Genomic DNA, 20,113 nt, shown 5'->3' with positions numbered 1-20,113 from the left:
CATATTCTTTACGCCGGATATCCTGCTGCCAGCAGCTTGTCCCGATGAACCAGTTCTTCCACCTTCACAATTGCTCCTTGTACTTTTTCATTCTTGCATCCCTCCTCTCTAAACTCATAAAGTGTCTGCATCTGTATCTTCCCTTCTTCAAATCCCAGTACTTCCACGATCGCCAGCAGTTTTCTCGTCTTATCCCGAAGCCGCCCCAGATGGATGATGATATCAATTGCGGAGGCAACCTGCCGCTGGATTGCCACAAGCGGCAGATCAATCCCCATCATCATCATGGTTTCTATACGGTGCAACATATCCGCCGGGTTGTTTGAATGCCCGGTAGACATGGAACCGCTGTGGCCGTTGAGCATGGCTGACGAGATCATATCGACGGTCTCATCGCCGCGTACTTCTCCGACGATAATCCGGTCCGGGCGCATTCGCAGGGCCGACTTGATGAGATCCCGGATGGTCACTGCGCCTTCCCCTTCCAGGTTGGCGTTGCGCGCTTCCAGACGAACCAGGTTCGGCACCCCTCTGATCTGCAGCTCCGCGTTGTCTTCGATGGTGATTATCCTTTCATCCTTGGGGATGTAATCGGACATGGCATTGAGAAACGTAGTTTTTCCGGAGCCCGTACCGCCGCTGACAAAAATGTTATACTTTGCTTTTACGATCATTTTCACAAACTCTACCACCTCTTCCGTGACGCTTCCCCAGGAAATAAGCTGATCCATTGTAACCGTATCCTTCGGGAATTTACGGATGGTCATAATCGGCCCGTTCAGCGCTACAGGCTTGAGTACTACGTTTACTCTCGATCCGTCCTCCAGCCTGGCGTCCACAATGGGCGACAATTCATTTACATAACGGTTTGTCCCGGCTACGATCTGCTGGATCACATCTTCCAGTTTTTCGATTGACATGAATTTTCTGTCCGACTGAATGATGCGCCCCTCCCGTTCCAAAAAGATTTCATCTGTTCCGTTGATCATGATCTCTGTGATGGTTTCGTCCTCCACCAATTCCTGCAGTACATCCAGTTTACGGAACGAGTGGAATAACTGCCTGCTTAAACGGATCTGTTCCTTAAGCGGCATGTATTCCTCTTCTGCCGCTTCGCGTATGACCTGGTGAATCAGTTCCATCAATTCCTCGTCCCCAATATCTCTGGTCAGATCCATCTTGTCCATTACGATCTCATATAGCTGTTCTGCTTTCATTTTCCTGCCATTGGACATTCCCTCCTATCTCTGCTTTAATATCTCTGCTTCAATTTTTTCTGTATGGTTTTTTCCAGCACCTTTTCTCTGCCCGTCCTTCTGAGGTTTTCCGCATACTGGTTAAGCTTTGCGCGGGCCACCTCGTCCTCAATGTAGGGCGTATACACAGTGTGGCATTCCTCCAGTATCTGAAACAATCCGTTTACACTGTCTCCCAGATCCAGAATCACTTTCTGATAAATGCAGTTCTCCCGGATCTGCTCAAACAACCTCAGCCATTCTTCCCCGGATACACCCTGCAAGTCCTGCACGCAGGGGATCGGGAGAATATAGTCCAGCGCCTCATCCTGCCCTGCCATTGTGCTGATGCGCAGCCCCAGATTGCCTTTTTCCTGTCTCGAATAGTAGAGCAGATCTGCCAGTGTCTGGCCCGTCTGATCCGGAAAATAATAGCTGCCTCCGGCGTATTCTTCCATGTTGAGATATAAAACCGGTTCTTTTTTGGCCATTTCCCTGCCCAGTTCCATTGCGAATCTGGTCTTTCCGATCCGATGAACCGGTGAATATACTCCGATCAGCTCTCCCCTTGTGTTCGTGCGGTATCTGGCTGATGTCTTCTGTCCTCTTCCGTCTGCTTTCGGTTCCGATCTCCGATCCGGAATTTCATCCGTTTCCGAAATATACGGCGCTTCTTTTCTTTCTTCTGGGTTCGCTTTTCGCGAGCCCCGTCTCCTTTCCTCTGGTCTGAACTCCTGCTGTCTCTGCCTTTGATCACGTGCTGCCGAGTTTTTTAGAGTTTCCCGGCACTCATCTGCTCCTGGTTTCTGCGGCCGTTTCCTCCGTATACCTGTGTTCGAATCCTCCGGTGGCCGTACCATTCTGTTCTGTGACGGCGTGAGACGTTCGCTCTGCGGCTTCGTCAGTTTTCCGGGCTGCGACGACGTGAAACGTTCGCTCTGCGGCTTCGCCAGTTTTCCGGGCTGCGGCACCGTCGGTTCATAGCACATCTGAGACCAGATATCTTCTGCCGATTGATACCGATAAATGCCGGCTTCATTTTCTTCCAGTTGATCCTGTCTGCTCTTGACCAGTACAAACTTCTCTGTAGCCGGGATCTGCGCTCTCTGCTCAGGCGGATATTCTTTGCCGATCAGCAGAGTGTGCACCGGCTTCTGTTCCGCGAACTTTTCCACTTCTTCTATGGTGTGGAAAAGGTACATCTGGATATCGGTCTCTCTGTTACGTGCAAACATTTGCAGGAGATTTCTCGAATATTGCTGTTCCTGGTCACAAATTACAAGGTTTCCTTCATACAACGTATCCCTCCTTTTTCGAATGCCATATAAGCGACACCTGATCCCTGGCCCGTACATACGGAAGCACATCTGTAAAAATCACACTGTTATGTGCCAAAAGGGTATACGGCACTGCTCATGGCAGTAAAAAATATTTGCTTTCTAATCGTGTTGTCCCACGGTTTGAAAACTTTGCTGCGAATATGCAGCGTGAAAAACTTGATGATTGAGAATTTAGACTACCCAATCTACAGATATATCCCCATCCAGAATTGATGCAGGATATTACAGCAGACATGAACTCTGCTGCGTAGGTTGTATTATAAACACACTTATCCAGAATGTCCATAGCAAATTTCAAATTTGCAGAATTTTGTGCAACATTCACAAATTTTGATAGATCAAAATGCCGTAAAGCAGGCAGACCCCAGGAATACCAAGGGTTCCACTTGTCAAAAAGGAAACAGCGTTCAGCCCTACCTTCCATGCGGTCTCCTGGGGAATGATATACTGGTTGATGAAAAAGATCAATCCCATTCCTAAAATCGCGCGCATAATAAATTTTACTAAAAAAGATACCGGCTTCTGCTCCATACTTCATCCCTCCGTCCGTATGGTACATTCTATTCGACCGGTATCTTTTTTATGAATATATTCCATTTGTTTTCTCCGGGGCAGGTCATACTGACGGCTTAAGTCCCGGAGGATATGTTGCCGTCTTCAGTCCCTTTCCCTTTACAGGCAGATCGTAACTTCGCGCTCTGTCTTCCGGTATTGGTGATATTTTACTCCGGCCGCGTCCATCATTCGCTTGGAAGCGATCACGCTGGGGGTATCGGAATATTTATCATTGGCATAGATCACTTCGCGGATTCCGCACTGTATAATCGCCTTGGCACACTCGTTGCAGGGAAACAGGGAGACATACAGCCGCGCCCCCACAAGGCTTCCTCCGCTGTAATTCAAAATCGCATTCAGCTCGCTGTGGGTAGAATATACATATTTTGTCTCTAAAGGATCGTCTCCTTCCCTGGCCCATGGAAATTCGTCATCAGAGCAGCCAGTCGGGAAACCGTTGTAGCCCATGGATAAGATCTTATTCTCCTGGCTGACGATGCAGCATCCAACTTGTGTACTGGGATCTTTGGAACGCATTCCGGAAAGCATTGCCACTCCCATGAAATACTCATCCCATGAAAGATAGTCCTTTCTTTTTTCAGACATTTTTCTACCTCCTATTCTGTAAACGAATTTAATTCTTCTGTCAACTTTTCAATTGACTCCGATATTTTTTCCAGGCATTCGCCATATGCCTGCAGCGGCTTACCGTATGGACTTTCAAATTCTGCTTCTTCTCCGATAAATTCGTATAATGTATAGACATTTTCCGGATTGCCGTACTCTGCGATGATCTTTTCCTTCTGCTTCTTTTCAAATGTCAGGATCAGGATATCCTCGCCAATCTCCGTCTCTGATAATGCATGGGCAGTATGCTTTTCCAATGTAAGCTGCACGCTCTTCATCACGGCCTCTGCCTTTTGGTTGGCAGGCTCGGGAAACAGAACCACCATGCCGCGGGAATCAATGACATATTCCTGCTTCAGCTCCTTTTGGCGGAGCAGCTCCGCTGCCATCGGCCCCCTGCAGGTATCTGACTGGCTGACGAATACAATTCTGTGAAAACGCTGCCGCTTCACAACCGCTGCCGCGGAAATTCTCAGATGGCCGGCTGCTTTTTCCAGGCGGTTCATAATGGCCCTTCCCATCCCCCGGCGGCTGAACGACTCACTGTAGATCTCGTCCACCTCTTCCTCGTCAAATTCCCTCAGTATAGCGTAAAGATTTTTTGCAATCGTCTTTTCATTTTCCCGGGAACCTATATTTTTCACCAATCCATGGGTGTAAAAATCTACCGTTTCACCAGAAGCAATAATTCCGATCTTTCTTCCTTCCCTGGCCGCCTCATAGGCAAGCTGGCGTATGGCCAGAGTCTCCTCCCGGATATTGCCCTCTACGATGACCAGCTTGGCTTTCGGCGCGTAATGCCGGTACTTCATGCCCGGAGCCTTCGGAGGAATGTCGCTTTCATTGCCCAGGATTGTCTGATCCACACTGACGTCCCCGATCACCTCCTCCAGCATGTCCAGCGTAATGGCCCCCGGCCGGAGGATCATCGGCGGGCTTACGGTCATGTCAAGGATCGTGGATTCCAGGCCGATCTCTACACTGCCCCCGTCCAGGATCATGGGAATCTTGCCTTCCAGATCCTGGCGGACATGCTCGGCGGTTGTGGGGCTGGGACGCCCTGATATATTGGCGCTGGGTGCGGACACATAGCCGCCGGAAGCCAGGATCAGCTCCCTCGCGACCAGATTGCTGGGCATCCGGACCGCAACCGTATCCAGGCCCCCCGTAGTTCCATACGGAACCACGGGACTTTTTTCCAATATAAGCGTCAATGGCCCGGGCCAGAAATGTTCTGCCAGATCCTCTACCTCCGCCGGAATATTGACTGCAATCTCTTCCAGCGCCTGAACATCCGCAATGTGTATGATCAGAGGGTTATCCGAGGGCCTGCCTTTTGCCGCATAGGTCTTTTTCGCGGCTTCCTCGTCCAGGGCATTTGCTCCCAATCCATATACGGTCTCTGTGGGGAATGCCACAAGGCCCCCTTTTTTCAAAATAGACCCTGCTTCCAGGATGAACCGCATATCTATTTTATTCGCATCAATCTTTTTTATTATTGTCTTCACAGGTATCACTCCATTGAATGGAAAATTTTTCTTCTAAGTGAATCTTATTATACCACCAAATGTCACAAAGTGAAAGATGTAACATATTCTTGTATTCCTTTTGCCACCGCGGCAGCCATTTTTTCCTGATAATCCTCCGTAACCAGCAGGTTTGCCTCCTCCTGATTGCTTAAAAATCCGCATTCCACAATGACGGTTGTTCCTTTTGTCTTTTTCAGCAGGTAATATGTATCATTTGCCTTTGCCTGCCTGTGATTCTCCGGTTCTACCTCAAGCATGGCCTCCTGCAGTATTTTTGCAGCCTGCTCCCCGCCCTTTGAGTGGGTATAATAAAACACCTGGGCACCGTGGACATTTTCCTGGGAATAGCTGTTCTGATGGATGCTCACGGCAATGGCCGGATTGTTTTCGTTGATCAGCGTGACTCTTGTTTTCAGGTCTTCTACTTTGGAACCGGCAAGCGCATCCTCATTTTCTCTTGTCATGAGAACGCGATAGCCCATATCTTCCAGATGTTTCTTTATTTTCTGCGAAAGCACCAGATTGACATCCTTCTCCAACGCGCCGTTGATCCCGATCTTGCCCGGATCAAAGCCGCCGTGGCCTGCATCCAGGATCACCAGCGCACCTTCTGCCTTCTGAGTGTCTTTTCCGGATTTCTCCGCATTTCCCGCGGTTTCCGCAGCTCCTGTTTCGTTTTCCGATATACCTGAATTTTCCGCTGTCTGCGCTCCTGGAGTTCCATCCGGCGTCTCTCCCGGGTTCACCGTTCCATCCGGCGCTGTTCCTGGTTCCGATATTCCCTCTTTGCCTTCTCCCGCTGCCGCGGCTCCCTCCTGCGCAGCTCCCGACTCTGAACCTCCCTCTGTATCTGTATCCGGCTTACCGACTGATTCGCTTTCCCCGGTTTTGTCCTCAGAATTTTCATCTACCCGGGCATAAAGGCGTTCACCCAGCATCTGACTTCCGGCCGCAATGCCTCCCAGCATTGCAATCATTAGAAGAATGATAAATTTTTTCCGCAAAAAAACATCCCCTTTCGCATATATTTTCATATATATGCAAAAAGAGGATGTCTCTTTCGCCTTAGTATATGGAAAACTGTCAATGACAGATTTTCCCCTGGAGCAGTTCATGCATTAAGATCTGTCATGCATTAAATCTGTTCGCATATCAGACCTGTTCATGCATTAGACCTGTTCATGCTTCAGATCAATTCACATATTGAAGGATCATATCCCATATTCCGGAATTTTCCATGCCCAGCGCCCACTCTGCAACGCCGGCCAGATTCGCGCCTTTGATCAGCTTCATCTTTTCTTCCAGGGATGCCGAATCCTCCAGCCAGATCTTGTAGACCGTGCCGTCTACTTCCCACTGCGCATAGTTCTGTTTTGTATTGTTGTCCCAGCTTGTTTCGACGCCGTTTTGCGTCAGCGTCTGCTGTGCCTCGTCCATGCTCAGGGCCGTGCTGGTTATGCTCTTGGAATACAGCGCCGCCTCTGTGCCCTCGTCCGCGGCGATCTGCTCCGGCGTCTTGTCTGTCTCCTGCCAGAGCCTGGTGTAAAATGGAATACCCATTACCAGCTTTTCCTTCGGGACGACTTCCAGGGCGTCTTCGATACCTGACTTCACATATCCGTAAGATGATACGGAGCCCGCCTCATAGGAGCCTTCCGTATGCTCGTCATATCCCATGAGAACGACATAATCGGCCACAATGCCCTGCTCTTTCAGGTCGCGATGTTCGTTGTAAGGCTGCGGAACATAGTTATCAATTGAAAATACAAGCCCGTTCTGTCTGCATTTTACAGACAATTCACGTACGAACTGGATATAGTGCTCCCCGCATTCTGTAGAAATCAGCTCAAAATCCAGATTGATCCCGTCCAGGTTGAACTGGATCGCCTCCGCAATCACCTGGTTGATCAGGTTCTCCCTTTTGGATGTATAGCTCAGCACCTCATAGGTCTGTTCATAAGAACTGATCTCTCCATGGAAATCTCTTAATACGCCCCACACCTCCAGATTTTGCTGGTGTGCAAAATTCACGTAATCGGAGGAAGCGATGGAGTCCATGTTGCCGTCTGTATCGGAAATGCTGAACCATGTAGGCGCCAGCGTGGTCAGCCCCTTCGTGCTTGCGATCGTCTCCAGCATATAGTTGTTGGCATCGGGGTGCGACACATTGTGCCACGCCATATTGATCGTATGGTTCACCGAAATGTTGGTATATTCCGGTTCGATAAAGCTGCCTGTTGTGGTTTCCGCGACCTGCTTTCTCAGCGCATTCGTCTTTACATACCCTACGAATCCGTCCGCGGTAGCGACCTTTTTCCAGTCTCCTTCGTCTTCCAGTACGGTTACCTTATCCGACTTCTTCACCTCTGTCAGGATGGGGCTTTTTACCCCGCCCTGATAGCGCACTTCCGTATTTTTCTTCAAGGCAGCGGTCTGAATCTCGCCCCACCTGCATGTGATTGCAGCTCTGCCTGGATTTTCATAAACGCTGAAATCCATGCCTGTATACTCCTTGATAAACGGGAGTGCGATATATGCCGTTCTGCCTTCTGTTTTCAGGATCACATAATTTTCACTTTTCTTTTCGTTAATCTCCGTATATTCTTTGCTGCCAACCGTCACGGATACGTTGCCGCCGGGCAGTGTGTAAAGCATGATACTTTCGTTGGGGTCCCAGTAAAATCTTTCATTAATATAATGTCTGACAACGGAATATTCTACATACGGCTGCCCGTCGATTAATTTGCCGACTGGCGCGCCTCCTTCTTCCTTTCTGATCACTTCATTATTAATGACCACCGCAATATCGTTCTCATTTTCCAGCCCATAATATTCTTTCAAATCTGCTTCCTCTTTTGATGGACCGTACTTTTGCCAGAAAAGAGCGCCTCCTGCTGCTATGACCAATAATACCACAAGTGATACCAGACGTAAGATCAGATTCCTGCGCCTTCTTCTGGCGCGGTTGCCTCTTCTCATCCCGCGTCCGCCCGGGCGCTGTCTGCCTGGAGTCCCTGCCATTCTTGCATTCTTCGGTTCGTCCGCCCGCTGCCTTCCTTTATCCTGAACGGAGCCGCCTCCTGGAGCCTTGCCTTCCCGCCTGCCTTCAGAATCCGCACCGCCGGGCCTTCGTACGTCATCAGACCCGGATATCCTTCTGCCCTGGGCGCCGTCGCCGGCATATGTCCTCCTGCCCGGCGCACCGTCAGCCCCGGATACTCTGCCGTTATGCGAAACGCCGCTTCCAGGCATCCTGCCGCCCTGTGTACCTGCGGCTCCGGATGGCCTTGCGCTCCGATTCTCGTCAGTTCCGGAAACTCTCGCTTCATATCCGGCTGCGGTTTTGTCTGCTCCTGCTCTGCGCATATCACCAATATGGGCTCTGCCTGCTTTGCGCAGGCTTTCGATCTCCAATTTTTTGATTCTCCGTAAACGTACCGGGTCCGCCGGTGCACCGTTTTTATCCGTGCCCCTTGGCGGCCTGTCCTGATTCTGACCGGACCATTGATTTGTGGTATCTAATCCTGTTCCTTGTCTTTCGTCCATTCCTTACCTCCTGTCCGGACTTTGCCATATAAGAAAGTGTATCTCCTGCGCCGCCCGGCATTTCACCTGACCATTATACCACATTTTTTTTATACGTCATCAGTATTTTAGGAAATTGGCAAAATTTTATGTTTTGCCTATGTTTTATCATATACGGATCTTAAGTTTTACCAAAATTCTTATATCTCAGTCCGATCTCGGGGTTTTGATTGGTCTTCCTTTCCTTTCTTCTTTTTTCCTGTGTGATTGATGTTGATAAATGAAAGCGTCTCTATGTGTCCGTTCTTGTCCACTTCGTAATCCCGCATATAGGCTCCTTCTTCCCGGACCATATGCGCCCTCACTACCTGAAGCGGGCTTGCATGGCTGCCGTCGATCAGAATGCATACCCCATTCCGTTCAAAGCCCTCCAATTCTGTGTACAAATTTTGATATGATATCTTTTTCTTCCTCATTTGTTCCGCTCCTCTCTCTGCGGGTTCTGATAAACAGGCTGTCGTTTGCTGCCAGACGAAGGTGCATGTGACATACCGCTGCTTATGCAAACGGAAGATAGTACGAACCGCACAGGGATTTTTCCTTCTCTCTCAGAATCTGTTCCTGAATCGGAACCTTGACCAATATGACCGTCAGAATAGATTATAAGATCATTCGATTAAGATGCTGCCTGTCCGGACGTGTGCAGGACGCCCTTTCGGCCTCATGTTCTCCGCCCTCCTTTCGTGAGCATGATTTATTTATCGTGGAATACTATCTTCTGTTTCGCCATTATACGGAGCCTTAAACGTAATTTCAATGTGTTTGTTGTGCATAAGCGGTGTTAATTTGTTTATAACCCGTGTATTTCCAAATATTTTATGATTATTTTTCTTTACATATCCACAGATATTGTTTATACTAAGGTTGAGAATGATATATGGGTTGCCCTTTGGGTATATGTAAGTGGGGAGAACCTGCATACATTGTTATATATCAATATCAGAAGGATGTGATCATATGAAAATCGAAAAACTGAATGAAAATCAAATTCGTTGCACTTTGACACATGCTGATCTGGCGGCCCGCCATCTAAAATTGAGTGAACTGGCTTATGGTACGGAGAACGCAAAGTCTCTTTTTCGTGACATGATGCAGCAGGCATCATTTGACTTTGGCTTCGAAGCTGATGATATTCCTTTGATGATCGAGGCAATTCCGGCTTCTGCGGATTCTATTGTGTTGATCATTACAAAGGTAGAGGACCCGGAAGAACTGGATACGAGATTTTCCAAGTTTACTCCTTTCGGCGAATCGGATGCTGTTCATGAATCCCCATTCAGCAAGCTGGAAGGTGCCGAAGAGTTCCTTGATCTGCTGAACAAGGTCAAGGAGGCTGCGGCAGGCGCAGCTCAGGCCGTGGAAGAAAAGAAGGCTCCGGAACCAGCCCCCGCAAAGCTGTTCTCATTTGAGAATATCGACCGCGTGATACAGGCAGCACGGCTGATCGCCCAGATGTACCAGGGACGAAATACATTATACCGAGATCCCGGGAATGATATCTATATCCTGGCCCTCACACAATCAAAACATACGAGTAACGAATTTAACAAGATCTGCAATATGCTTTCAGAATACGGCACTCTCGAAAGAGTTTCCGGCTCCGTGCTTGCATTTTTGGAAGAACATTGTGAGACTGTCATTTCGACAGATGCCGTACAGCGGCTGACAGAGGTTTAAGCAAAAAAATTCCGTCCGGGATTCCAGATGTCCGGACGGATTTTTGTTTGTTTATTTTGCAGCCGCTGTGATTGCCGCGTTGATCTTTTCTACCAGCAGGTCTGAGTCGATCCCATGAACCATTGCTGCTTCTGCAAGGGATTCTCCCTGTGCGGACGGACATCCAAGGCAGTGCATACCGATCTCCATCAGAATGGGAGCCGCTCCCGGAAATACATTCAGCAGTTCTCCGATCGTTGTATCTTTAGAAATCTGTGCCATTTCTCTTATCCTCCTTTTATTTTCAATATCACGTATCTGTACTGAACAGTTACAGTGTTTCTTATTATAATCCCAAATTTCTAATTTATCAACCGGTGTAAATGGATTTTTTATTCTTATTATAGGAAAAAACGCCCCGGCCGGATATGAACCGCAAAGCAGCCAGCCGTTTACTGAAAAGTGCAGAAAATTTTCAGAATTGTGTTCCTGCTGAAGATTCTTTTTTGACTACTTAAAAGTCAACATTTTTTTCTCTTTTTTTCGACAAATTCCTAATTTCATCATAACTCACCAAAACATTCGTTCTTTTTTATTCCAAAGTAATTCACAAAAAAGGGGTTTCTCAATGTGGATAATGTGGATAACTTTTTGAATTTCTTCGTTTTTCCACGTTTTTGAATGATTTGAGTGTGGATAAGTTGAAAACTTCTCTTTTTATGCATTCGACAATTTTTTACATTTTTGTGCATTTTGTATATCATATATCTACAATTTCCGCGTTTTTCCAGTCTGCGCGGGAGAAAAACCTTGTTTAAATTGCCTGTCTATTTAAAAAAAAGCGCCTGAATATGCTGTTTTCTTAGTTTTCCACTGCGGAAGCCGTCAAAACTCTGACTGCGGAAACTTTTCCGTATACTTTTGTCCTCGAAAAAGTTTCTTCCGAAATATGAAAAGATGTGAAAAACCAGGATCTATCCCCGGATTCGGCGGATATGATCCTGGTCTCTATAGGATGGGGTCTGTTTTTTTACAGACAATTCCCGCACTGTTTTCAGCAAATTATGATCTGATTCGACGGCAAACCCGTGAGCCGCCGTCTGTCCTGCCTTTTTCGGCTTTCTGCTATAGGACACGGCGGACTGTAATGATCGGTGCATATGTGGCTGTGCAGATTCCAATGCCCTGTGCTTCATTCATGGCATTGACGATGGTTCCGTCGCCCATGTACAGGCCAACATGTCCGTCATATAATACAAGATCGCCCGGAAGCGCCTGGTCATAGCTGACTTCATACCCTGCGTTTACCATTTCATAGGTGGTACGCGGAAGGGCAATTCCGAAGTTTGCGTAAACAGATTGTACAAATCCGGAGCAGTCCGCACCGTTTGTCAGGCTGGTGCCGCCCCATACATAGGGATTTCCGATAAACTGGCAGGCAAAATTGATGACTGCCTGTCCGGCATATTCCTGAGAATCCACCACTGCGGTTTCCTGCACCTCGGCCGTGCCGTCTGCCTGCTGTGTGTTTTCTCCGGCCGGATTTCCTGTTCCGGCTGCTCCCTGTTCTGCTGTCTGGGCCCCGTCAAACTGGGGTCTGCCCATGCTGTCTACGCTGATGCTGCCGGCCTGGGCTCCATTTGCCTGGGCTCCGTTGGACTGGCTTCCGGATGCGGCGCCGGTCTGGGTTCCGTTTGCCTGGGCTTCGTTGGACTGGCTGCCGGATGCGGCGCCGGTCTGGGTTCCGTTTGCCTGGACTACGTTGGACTGGTTTCCGGACGCTGCGACTGTCTGGGTTCCGTTTGCCTGAGCTTCGTTGGACTGGCTGCCGGATGTAGTGCCGGTCTGCGCTCCGTTTATCTGGGTTCCATTTGCCTGGGTTCCGTTGGACTGGTTCCCGGACGCTGCGACTGTCTGTGTCCCATTGGTCTGGATTTCGGCTGCGGCCTGAGTTCCATTTGCCTGAGCTGCGGATGATGCGCCTGTCTGCGCCCCGTTTGCCTGGTTTACGTCTGCCTGGCTTCCGGCGACTGTGTCTGTCCGGCTTCCATTGGCCTGGCTTCCGACAGCGGTTCCGGTCTGGATGCCGTCAGTCTTGTTCCGTGTTTCTGCGGTTTTATTTTTCCGGGTCCGCTCCCCGTCAGATGTCCCGGCAGTCCGTATCGTTCCCCGGGTCTGTGTGTCTCCCTGTGCAAGGCGGTGCTGTTCCTCCTGCTTGGATTCCGCATAGGAAAATGTAGTCTCGGCTTCCACATATTCCCCGCAGACCCAGCCGTCAAATCCATCGACTTTCACCGGATACCAGCCGTTTACCGGCTCTCCGGCAGCTTCGTACTGCTGTTTGAACATCACCTGTGTCAATATTTCGTTTTCTGTTCCCTGGCCGCTTCTTACATTCAAAACATCTGCCAGGACCGTGACTACATTCGTCTCGTAGTCTTTCGCTCGTTTTTTTGCTTCGTCTCCTGTATATAATGCATCGGCAGGTACATAGCCTTCTACGCTCCCGGAGCGGATCTTTGTCCAGTCTCCCCTGTATTCCAGAACCGTGACCGTGGAATCGTCGTAAAGCTTTCCTGTCCACTCGCTTTCCTCGTTGGGGGCATTTCTAATATAAGAATAATTCTTTACATTAGAAAATGCCCTGTTTAAATACTCGCCCTCGTTTGTTGGTATCAAATAAAGATCAATGTTGTCCTTTACATTTGTCTCAAGGCACTCTGTCAGCACAGATTCGATTCCTGCAACCGGCACCAGCGATGTGCTGTCCGTCTTCCCGTCAGCCGCCTTTGCCCGGATTGCACTCCCCGGAATCATGATTGCCCCTGCCAGCGCAGAGAGCATCACTTTTCGCCTCACATGTGTTACCTTCATATAAAACCTCCTTAAGAAATCTATGACTTTATCTTTTGTAGGAAGTTCTAAATGTTACACAAATGTTAAATTTTATTACGGTGTTATTTTAACAGTATATCAATTGCATGTCAATCCTTTTAACAGTTTTTTCACATGCAAACTCTGACATATTATAACAATTCCTTCTATATTATATACATTTTCAGCTAACATTTTGTCATAATATAAATTGTTGTCATTTATAATTGCTCTTTCAGATCTTCACAGTCAGATAAAAATATGAGTCAGCTTCTTACAAGCTTTGTTTGACGAATATATCTGCCATTTTTTATCTGACCGTGAATAGTAATTTTATTTTTAAAAAAAATCATTTTTACTCTTGACTTTTTCCGGAAAATGATATATAGTCTTAATTGTAGTAATTATTACTATTATTAATTTTGAAGGAGGATTTCTTTGGCAGCGTTAAAGTACAGCCGACAGCGAGAATCCATCAAAACTTACCTGTTATCTACGAATGAGCACCCGTCAGCCGATATTGTTTATCAGCATGTGCGGGAAGATTTTCCGAATATCAGCCTTGGCACCGTATACCGGAATCTGAGGCTGCTGACCGAGATCGGGGAGGCTGTCAAGATCACTTCCCCTGACGGAGTAGACAGGTTTGATGGTTTTGTTCTGCCGCACAATCATTTTTTCTGCACATGCTGCAGACGGATTCTGGATCTGGATCTGGACATGGCAGAAATTACCAGGCTGAATCAATCGGCCGCAGAGAACTTTGACGGCCTGATAGAATCCAGCAACACCATTTTTTATGGGACATGCGGTGACTGCTCTAAAGTGTCACAAGCCCGCAGTTCTTAATCTGCGGAATGCCGCAAGAGGCGAAAAACATCTTTTAAGAGAAGGAGATTTTAAAAATGAAAAAATTTGTATGTACAGTATGTGGTTATGTTCATGAGGGAGATTCTGCACCGGCTGAGTGTCCGCAGTGTCACGTTGGGGCTGAGAAGTTCAAAGAGCAGAGCGGCGGAAGAGAATGGGCTGCTGAGCACGTAGTAGGTGTTGCAAAGGGCGTAAGCGAGGATATCATCAAGGATCTGAGAGCAAACTTCGAGGGAGAATGTTCTGAGGTTGGTATGTATCTTGCAATGGCTAGAGTTGCTCACAGAGAAGGCTATCCGGAGATCGGCCTGTACTGGGAGAAGGCTGCTTACGAGGAAGCTGAGCATGCTGCAAAGTTCGCTGAACTGTTGGGCGAAGTTGTAACTGACAGCACCAAGAAGAACCTGGAGATGAGAGTTGACGCTGAGAACGGCGCAACTGCTGGTAAGTTTGATCTTGCTAAGAGAGCGAAGGCTGCGAACCTGGATGCGATCCATGATACAGTTCATGAGATGGCAAGAGACGAGGCTAGACATGGTAAGGCGTTCGAGGGACTTCTTAAGAGATACTTCGGCTAATTAAAAACCATAAAATCAAAGAAAGATGACATTTTAAGGGGATTGGCTCTTTTGGGCAAATCTCCTTTTTTAGCTTCAGCGGCTGTGCAAATAGCTGTGTAAGGTTCTGGGCGAATTGGATAAGCTGTGTAATAAAAAACTGTGTAACCAAAAGGTAAGAAAAGAGCCCTCTTTCGAAAGTTCAAACGGTAAACTTCTTATCCATTTATAAGTATTAGAAAAAATTGAAAAGGCAAAATAACTGGTTTTATTATTAGAAAGTGTATTTTACCTTGTTTTTTGCTGTGAAGACCAATATAATAAATATAAATAGTAGCAATCGTTAATAATATAGAACATTTCCTATATTGAGCATTTACCTGCCCATTTTATGAGAATATTCAAAAAAGCGTAAGGCGCAAAAAGGAGTATCTCCTAATTCCTAATAAAAGAGGAGGAACAACATGAATATAGAAATTATCCAGAGCCTATACCGTACTGCAAAAATAAAATGGTCTACACATTGCCTTGAACGTATGCAGGAAAGAGATATAAGCATAGATGATATCGGTGACTGTATTATGTCTGGTGAAATCATAGAAGATTATCCTGATGATTTTCCACATCCAAGTTGTTTAATATTTGGCTATACTATTCGTCATAAAGTATTGCACACTGTTGTTGGCTCTGATGGTGAAGTCCTTCATATTATAACAGCATATTATCCAAGCACTATAAAGTTTATGGAAGATTTAAAGACAAGGAGGAATAAATAGATGTGTATGTATTGTAAATGTAATGATTTAATCGAATCCACCGCGACTCATGTAGTAAATTATAAGGGATGTGTGATTATCGTGAAAAATGTCCCCTGTGAGGAGTGTGAGCAGTGCGGCGCAAAATATTATTCAGATGAAACAGCACGACAGTTAGAGAAGTTAGTGAACACAGCCAAACAGCTTATGCAGGAGATCTCAGTAATCAATTATACAAAGGTTGCATAGCCTGATGATTAAGAGGTACTTCGGCTAAGAAGAATACCGGATTTTAAAGGATTATGAAGATCAGGGGAATGAACTGGAAATGGTTTGTTCCCTTTTTCAATTCAAGCATTTCTATGCGCACCCTACGGGATTGTCGTCTGAGTTTACCAGCTTGAGCTTGTCCTTTCTTTTCAGGCGTTTGATGGCGTATTCCCGGCTCATGGCCTCTTCTTTTGTGTCAAATTTTTCAAAATAGGCGAGTGTTACGGGCCTTCTGGTCTTTGTATATTTTGCGCCTTTTCCTGCGTTGTGTTCCCGGATACGCCGCTCCAGGTCGTTGGTCCAGCCGGTATACAGGCTGCCGTCCCGGCATTTCAGAATATATGTATAATTGTTGCCCACTGAAGTGTCCCCCTCGTACTTCCTGTATTTCCCATCTGCTTTCCCTGCGCATTGCACATGCCGGATCAGCGTCCGGGCTGCAGCACAGTCTTTCTTTTGCCAGTATAGTTGATTTTTAGCCGAAATACAATATCTGTATTTCAGCAGCAAAAAGAGCCGGCATAGTTTACCGGCCCTGTGAAATATTACTGTAAACAGCGGCAGCCTGGCCGACAGCCGTGTCTGCGGTCTGCCGGTCTGAGTCAGATGTACATGCAGCACATCTTTCTCCCTGCTTCGCATGAATAAATTTTTCCAACCCATTTATCCATTCGCAAAATTCGTGCTGTCGCACAAATGGGATTTTTTTATCAGCCTTCTATGAAGTCCAGCGGATTGACCGGCACTTCGTCTTTGAGGATCTTAAAGTAAAGGTTCGGACCTTCCATGGAATAGTATTTGGTCGGTTCGCTTAAATAGCCGACCGTTGCTCCGGTATCCACATAGTCGCCAATCTGTACCGGCACTTCTTTGAGCTGTCCGTATACCGCAGAGTATCCATTTCCCATATCCAGCGTGACGGTCAGGCCGGTCTGTGCGTCCTGCTCTACATTTGTCACGATTCCGGGAGCGGAGGCTGAGATTGTTTCTCCGACTTCACCGCCGATGACCAGCGCGGGATTGTATTTATACTGTTCCAGTGTGGAAAAGTATACGGTCTGGTCCATGCTGTAGTTGATCAGCACCGCGCCGCTTGCGGGCCAGTTCAGAAGGCTTTCTTCCCCAAACCAGATATCCGCCGTGTTTCCTGCTGTAGACACATCTCCTGTATTGTCCTGTTCTGTTTCCTCGTTTTCTGCTACTTTCTCCTCAGCATCTTCCTCTTTCTCATCCTCTTCTTCTGTATCGGATGTATTACGTTCTGCTTTCGGAAGCACGATATCATTGGTTGTCGTTGCTTCGCTTTCTTCTTTTGTAAGATCTTCAGTCTGCTCCTCTGCTTCTGCCAACTGCTGTTCCATACTGCTCTGATAATTGTTGTAGGTAAATGCCCCAACCATCGCAATAACTGCTGCAAAGCAAAGCACCAGGGCTACTGCTGCGCCTTTTCCTTTCAGGAATGCAGGCTTTTCATTGTTATTCATATTCATCACCTCTGGCTTATATTTTTACCAGAAATGTGACGCCTTATTCTATTTTAAACGGATTTCTTATTCTATTTTTTCTTTCACCGGCCCGCCGTCTGTCAGAGTAGTGCCTTCAAAGAAAAACTGCAGGATTTCCTCATAGTTTTTTCCGGACTTTGCCATCTGCTGTGCCGTCCACTGGCTCAGCCCCAGCCCGTGTCCTTTTCCCGTGGTGGTGACCTGCAGCTTCCCGTTCGTATCTTTTATGGAAAATGCGCTGGATGCCAGGGACATTGCGTCCCGAAACTGATCCCCGGTGCAGACAGTCTCCCCGATGCGCATTTCCTGCACGTATCCTGCAGAATCGTGGGAAATGATCTCGAAATCGGAGAACTGGTATGTTTTATTTGCCTGATCCTCTGCCACTGCCACAAGAAATGACCGGCACTTTGCCTGTACGTCTTTGTAATCAAAGGATGTGATCAGCATTTCGTCGTCCGCGTCTTTGTCCAGCGGACATTCCCGCGCGGCCAGGTAGGGGTATGCGTCTGTCCCCATAACCTCCTGGGCGCTTCTGGTCGTTCCGTTGCTGGATTGATGAAATGGCAGAAATGCATAGTCGTCCTGATAAAGAAGAACCTGGTTTTCTGTATCGCGCATGGCCTGGAGCAGGTTGTTGTAGTACGACTCGACCTCTGATGAGCCTGCTTTTTTTTCCAATTCTTCCCTGGTCAGATATTCCTCATCCAAAACCTTTTTTTCCGAAGGGCCGGAAGCCGGGGTGTCCGTGGGCTGCTGAGATGCGTTTCCCGGGGCGTCTGCGGGCTGCTGAGTTGTGTTTCCCGAAGCGTCCGCGGGCTGCTGGCCAGTATTCTCCGGGGCGGCCGCAGGATGCTGACCAGTATTCTCCGGGGCATCTGCAGGCTGTTGGCCAGTATTCTCCGGGGCATCTGCGGGTTGCTGTCCGGTATTCTCCGGGGCGGCCGCGGGCTGCTGTCCGGTATTCTCCGGGGCATCTGCAGGCTGGGTGGCTGCGGGTTCCTGGGCGTCCAGCTCCTGATATAGTTTTGTACGGAGCAGTACGGCCTGGGCTTTTAGAAATTCCATTTCTGCGTTTACGGGAACCTCCCTTCCCATAATGCCGACAAAATATTCCTCCCACGGAACCTGTACAATCTGGGTCTCTTTTTCCTGATCGGACAGGCCGTTCCATATGCCGGCTCTATTTTCCTCGGAGTTCGCTTCTACCGTATCGGATATGCTTTCCATCTGGGCCAGGCTGGACCCGGCCTTCGGCTTTCTTACATTAATAAATACCTTGTCCTTATTTCCCAGAGCCTCAAAGTCCTTTCCATGGACAAATACCGTGACAATGTAAGGGAGCAGAAGCATAATCAGACAAAAGGAACCGAATGTTTTGAATTTTTGCCACGTTGCTCTTTGTCTCATAAAAACAGTCCTCCATATCATATGATATGAAGGACCGTCCCAAAATATTCCAATTTTATTAAAAAAGTGTAACTTTTCCCAAAAACAGGCCGCAGACATATCTGGCGCAGACTGCCCGCTGTTTTACAGCTCTTTATTTTCACTTTCCGGCAGTACAAAGTTCACCGGGGATTCTGACTTTGCATCTGAAGAATCTCCGTTTTGCTGCTCCTGCGCAGGCGGTGTGCTGAGTATACTTGCGGAAGCGCCTGCGTCCAGTATGCTCCCGGCGCTTTCGTGATCCCGATCCCCTGCATCCAATATGCTTCTGTGGCTTTCGTGATCTCCGGCGCCCAGTATGCTCCCAGCGTTTTCCTGATCTCCAGCATCTAATATGCTTCCGAAACTCCCACTGCCTGATACGCTCCCGGTGTTCTCAGTATTCCCACTGTTTCCGGAGTCAGACCTGCCGTATATGCTTCCGCCATTTCCAAAATCTGCTGTGCCGAATCCGTAAGGCTCCTGCTTCGGCGGTGCGGGCGGAACCGGGGGAACCGGAGGTTCCGGGGGCGGTACAGGTCCGCCGTAATATGATCCCGGTGGCGGAGACTGCATGAACGGCGGCGGTGTGGGCGGTTCCATCCCCGGATTAAACGGGTGGTTGCGCATCACGAAAAAGCAGATTGATTCATATAGCGGAATCAGGGTACTTAATACCGCATGTACAATGGACATATTTTTTGATGTATAACGTCCCAGAATCTGATGATTTACCAAAATACAGAACGTCTTATAAACAGCCGTGTATAATACGCCGATCACTGCTATGATAATGAACAGGATCACCAGGCCCATCACAGATCCCGGAGCCATGTCTACCCGGCCGTACAGAAGATCGTATTGAAGAATCTTCGTGATGGAACCGAATCCGACAAACCACACGATCCCATTAAATAAGGAAGAGACCGCTCCGTAGAGAAACGGAAGCGCAAGCAGCCAGATCCCTGGATTCTCGATACTTCTGTTTTTCAGGCGGATACTGCCGGAGAGTTCTCCGTGCAGATATGTCCTTGCAAACGGAATAAATGCAAGCCACGCATTGTCCATCCCCTGTCTCTTGGCCATTGTATACATACCGACGCCCATCAATATGTAACTGAGCAGTGCAAAAATGGCGCATACAAGCAGCACAATGAAGCAGATCATCATAATGCCGATCATCGTCGTCTCCATGTATGGACTGCTGTAATCATAATACTCATTCATATCGTAATAACTCATACTATTCCTCCTGTCTGCCGGTTTAACAGCATTTTAAATTCTGTCCCCCAATAGCATTTTTTTATTTTATCACAGTTGAAGCTTT

General features: G+C 47.7%; 18 protein-coding genes and 2 pseudogenes. 5 read left to right on the top strand and 15 right to left on the bottom strand.

Annotation, left to right across the window (positions count from 1 at the left end):
- Positions 1 to 8: 8 nt before the first annotated feature.
- The 8 genes from EBB54_RS25190 to EBB54_RS25155 form a co-directional block, all read right to left on the bottom strand.
- On the bottom strand, positions 9 to 1,217 hold the full coding sequence (locus tag EBB54_RS25190; RefSeq protein WP_125131031.1) for a CpaF family protein: 1,209 nt from the start codon (positions 1,215 to 1,217) through the stop codon (positions 9 to 11).
- A 35-nt stretch (positions 1,218 to 1,252) separates the two neighbouring features.
- Entirely contained in the window at positions 1,253 to 2,470 is a 1,218-nt protein-coding gene (locus tag EBB54_RS25185) for a P-loop NTPase family protein (protein WP_148099405.1), read from the bottom strand.
- Positions 2,471 to 2,896: 426 nt separating this feature from the next.
- The gene (locus EBB54_RS25180; RefSeq protein WP_004081722.1) at positions 2,897 to 3,106 is read right to left on the bottom strand and encodes a pro-sigmaK processing inhibitor BofA family protein; all 210 of its coding nucleotides are present in this window, start codon (positions 3,104 to 3,106) and stop codon (positions 2,897 to 2,899) included.
- A 141-nt stretch (positions 3,107 to 3,247) separates the two neighbouring features.
- Entirely contained in the window at positions 3,248 to 3,736 is a 489-nt protein-coding gene (locus EBB54_RS25175; protein ID WP_125129466.1) for a deoxycytidylate deaminase, read from the bottom strand.
- An 11-nt stretch (positions 3,737 to 3,747) separates the two neighbouring features.
- Positions 3,748 to 5,265: an L-threonylcarbamoyladenylate synthase gene (locus EBB54_RS25170; RefSeq protein WP_125129465.1), complete on the bottom strand. Its 1,518-nt coding sequence runs from the start codon at positions 5,263 to 5,265 to the stop codon at positions 3,748 to 3,750.
- A gap of 62 nt (positions 5,266 to 5,327) precedes the next feature.
- A complete protein-coding gene (locus tag EBB54_RS25165) occupies positions 5,328 to 6,290 on the bottom strand; it encodes an N-acetylmuramoyl-L-alanine amidase (protein ID WP_125129464.1) in 963 nt (320 codons plus the stop codon).
- A 187-nt stretch (positions 6,291 to 6,477) separates the two neighbouring features.
- Positions 6,478 to 8,832, bottom strand: coding sequence for a glycosyl hydrolase family 18 protein (locus tag EBB54_RS25160; RefSeq protein WP_125129463.1), 2,355 nt, complete (start codon positions 8,830 to 8,832; stop codon positions 6,478 to 6,480).
- 179 nt (positions 8,833 to 9,011) lie between these two features.
- Positions 9,012 to 9,287, bottom strand: a complete 276-nt coding sequence (locus tag EBB54_RS25155; protein ID WP_004081710.1) for a hypothetical protein — start codon at positions 9,285 to 9,287, stop codon at positions 9,012 to 9,014.
- Positions 9,288 to 9,828: 541 nt separating this feature from the next.
- Between EBB54_RS25155 and EBB54_RS25150 the strand changes: the two genes are divergently transcribed.
- A complete protein-coding gene (locus EBB54_RS25150) occupies positions 9,829 to 10,548 on the top strand; it encodes an adaptor protein MecA (protein ID WP_125129462.1) in 720 nt (239 codons plus the stop codon).
- A gap of 51 nt (positions 10,549 to 10,599) precedes the next feature.
- On the opposite strand, the gene EBB54_RS25145 is transcribed toward EBB54_RS25150, so the two are convergent.
- From EBB54_RS25145 to EBB54_RS32355, 3 genes and pseudogenes are all read right to left on the bottom strand, one after another.
- The gene (locus tag EBB54_RS25145) at positions 10,600 to 10,809 is read right to left on the bottom strand and encodes a DUF1858 domain-containing protein (protein ID WP_004081706.1); all 210 of its coding nucleotides are present in this window, start codon (positions 10,807 to 10,809) and stop codon (positions 10,600 to 10,602) included.
- A gap of 843 nt (positions 10,810 to 11,652) precedes the next feature.
- Positions 11,653 to 11,991, bottom strand: a pseudogene (locus EBB54_RS32360) (C40 family peptidase); the annotation flags it as partial.
- Between the two features lie 843 nt (positions 11,992 to 12,834).
- Positions 12,835 to 13,344 (bottom strand): annotated as a pseudogene (locus EBB54_RS32355) (SH3 domain-containing protein); the annotation flags it as partial.
- 495 nt (positions 13,345 to 13,839) lie between these two features.
- Here EBB54_RS32355 and EBB54_RS25135 point away from each other — a divergent pair.
- The 4 genes from EBB54_RS25135 (at position 13,840) to EBB54_RS25120 (ending at position 15,832) form a co-directional block, all read left to right on the top strand.
- On the top strand, positions 13,840 to 14,250 hold the full coding sequence (locus tag EBB54_RS25135) for a Fur family transcriptional regulator (RefSeq protein WP_125129460.1): 411 nt from the start codon (positions 13,840 to 13,842) through the stop codon (positions 14,248 to 14,250).
- Between the two features lie 56 nt (positions 14,251 to 14,306).
- Positions 14,307 to 14,849 carry a rubredoxin-like domain-containing protein gene (locus EBB54_RS25130; protein ID WP_004081700.1) on the top strand — a complete coding sequence of 181 codons (543 nt, stop codon included), beginning with the start codon at positions 14,307 to 14,309 and terminating at the stop codon, positions 14,847 to 14,849.
- A 443-nt stretch (positions 14,850 to 15,292) separates the two neighbouring features.
- Positions 15,293 to 15,604 (top strand): DUF4258 domain-containing protein, encoded by a 312-nt coding sequence (locus tag EBB54_RS25125; protein WP_125129459.1) that lies wholly within the window; start codon positions 15,293 to 15,295, stop codon positions 15,602 to 15,604.
- Complete coding sequence (locus EBB54_RS25120; protein ID WP_125129458.1) at positions 15,605 to 15,832, top strand: type II toxin-antitoxin system MqsA family antitoxin; 228 nt, start codon at positions 15,605 to 15,607, stop codon at positions 15,830 to 15,832.
- A 111-nt stretch (positions 15,833 to 15,943) separates the two neighbouring features.
- On the opposite strand, the gene EBB54_RS32350 is transcribed toward EBB54_RS25120, so the two are convergent.
- From EBB54_RS32350 to EBB54_RS25100, 4 genes are all read right to left on the bottom strand, one after another.
- Entirely contained in the window at positions 15,944 to 16,213 is a 270-nt protein-coding gene (locus EBB54_RS32350; protein ID WP_125131028.1) for a GIY-YIG nuclease family protein, read from the bottom strand.
- Between the two features lie 350 nt (positions 16,214 to 16,563).
- On the bottom strand, positions 16,564 to 17,337 hold the full coding sequence (locus tag EBB54_RS25110; protein ID WP_004081694.1) for a M23 family metallopeptidase: 774 nt from the start codon (positions 17,335 to 17,337) through the stop codon (positions 16,564 to 16,566).
- 66 nt (positions 17,338 to 17,403) lie between these two features.
- Positions 17,404 to 18,768 (bottom strand): SpoIID/LytB domain-containing protein, encoded by a 1,365-nt coding sequence (locus EBB54_RS25105; protein WP_125129457.1) that lies wholly within the window; start codon positions 18,766 to 18,768, stop codon positions 17,404 to 17,406.
- 123 nt (positions 18,769 to 18,891) lie between these two features.
- The gene (locus tag EBB54_RS25100; protein WP_125129456.1) at positions 18,892 to 20,028 is read right to left on the bottom strand and encodes a hypothetical protein; all 1,137 of its coding nucleotides are present in this window, start codon (positions 20,026 to 20,028) and stop codon (positions 18,892 to 18,894) included.
- Between the last annotated feature and the right edge of the window lie 85 nt (positions 20,029 to 20,113).

It is taken from the genome of Schaedlerella arabinosiphila (assembly GCF_003885045.1).
In the GTDB taxonomy this organism is placed as follows: Bacteria; Bacillota; Clostridia; order Lachnospirales; family Lachnospiraceae; genus Schaedlerella; species Schaedlerella arabinosiphila.
This window is presented reverse-complemented; position numbering and strand designations above follow the sequence as displayed.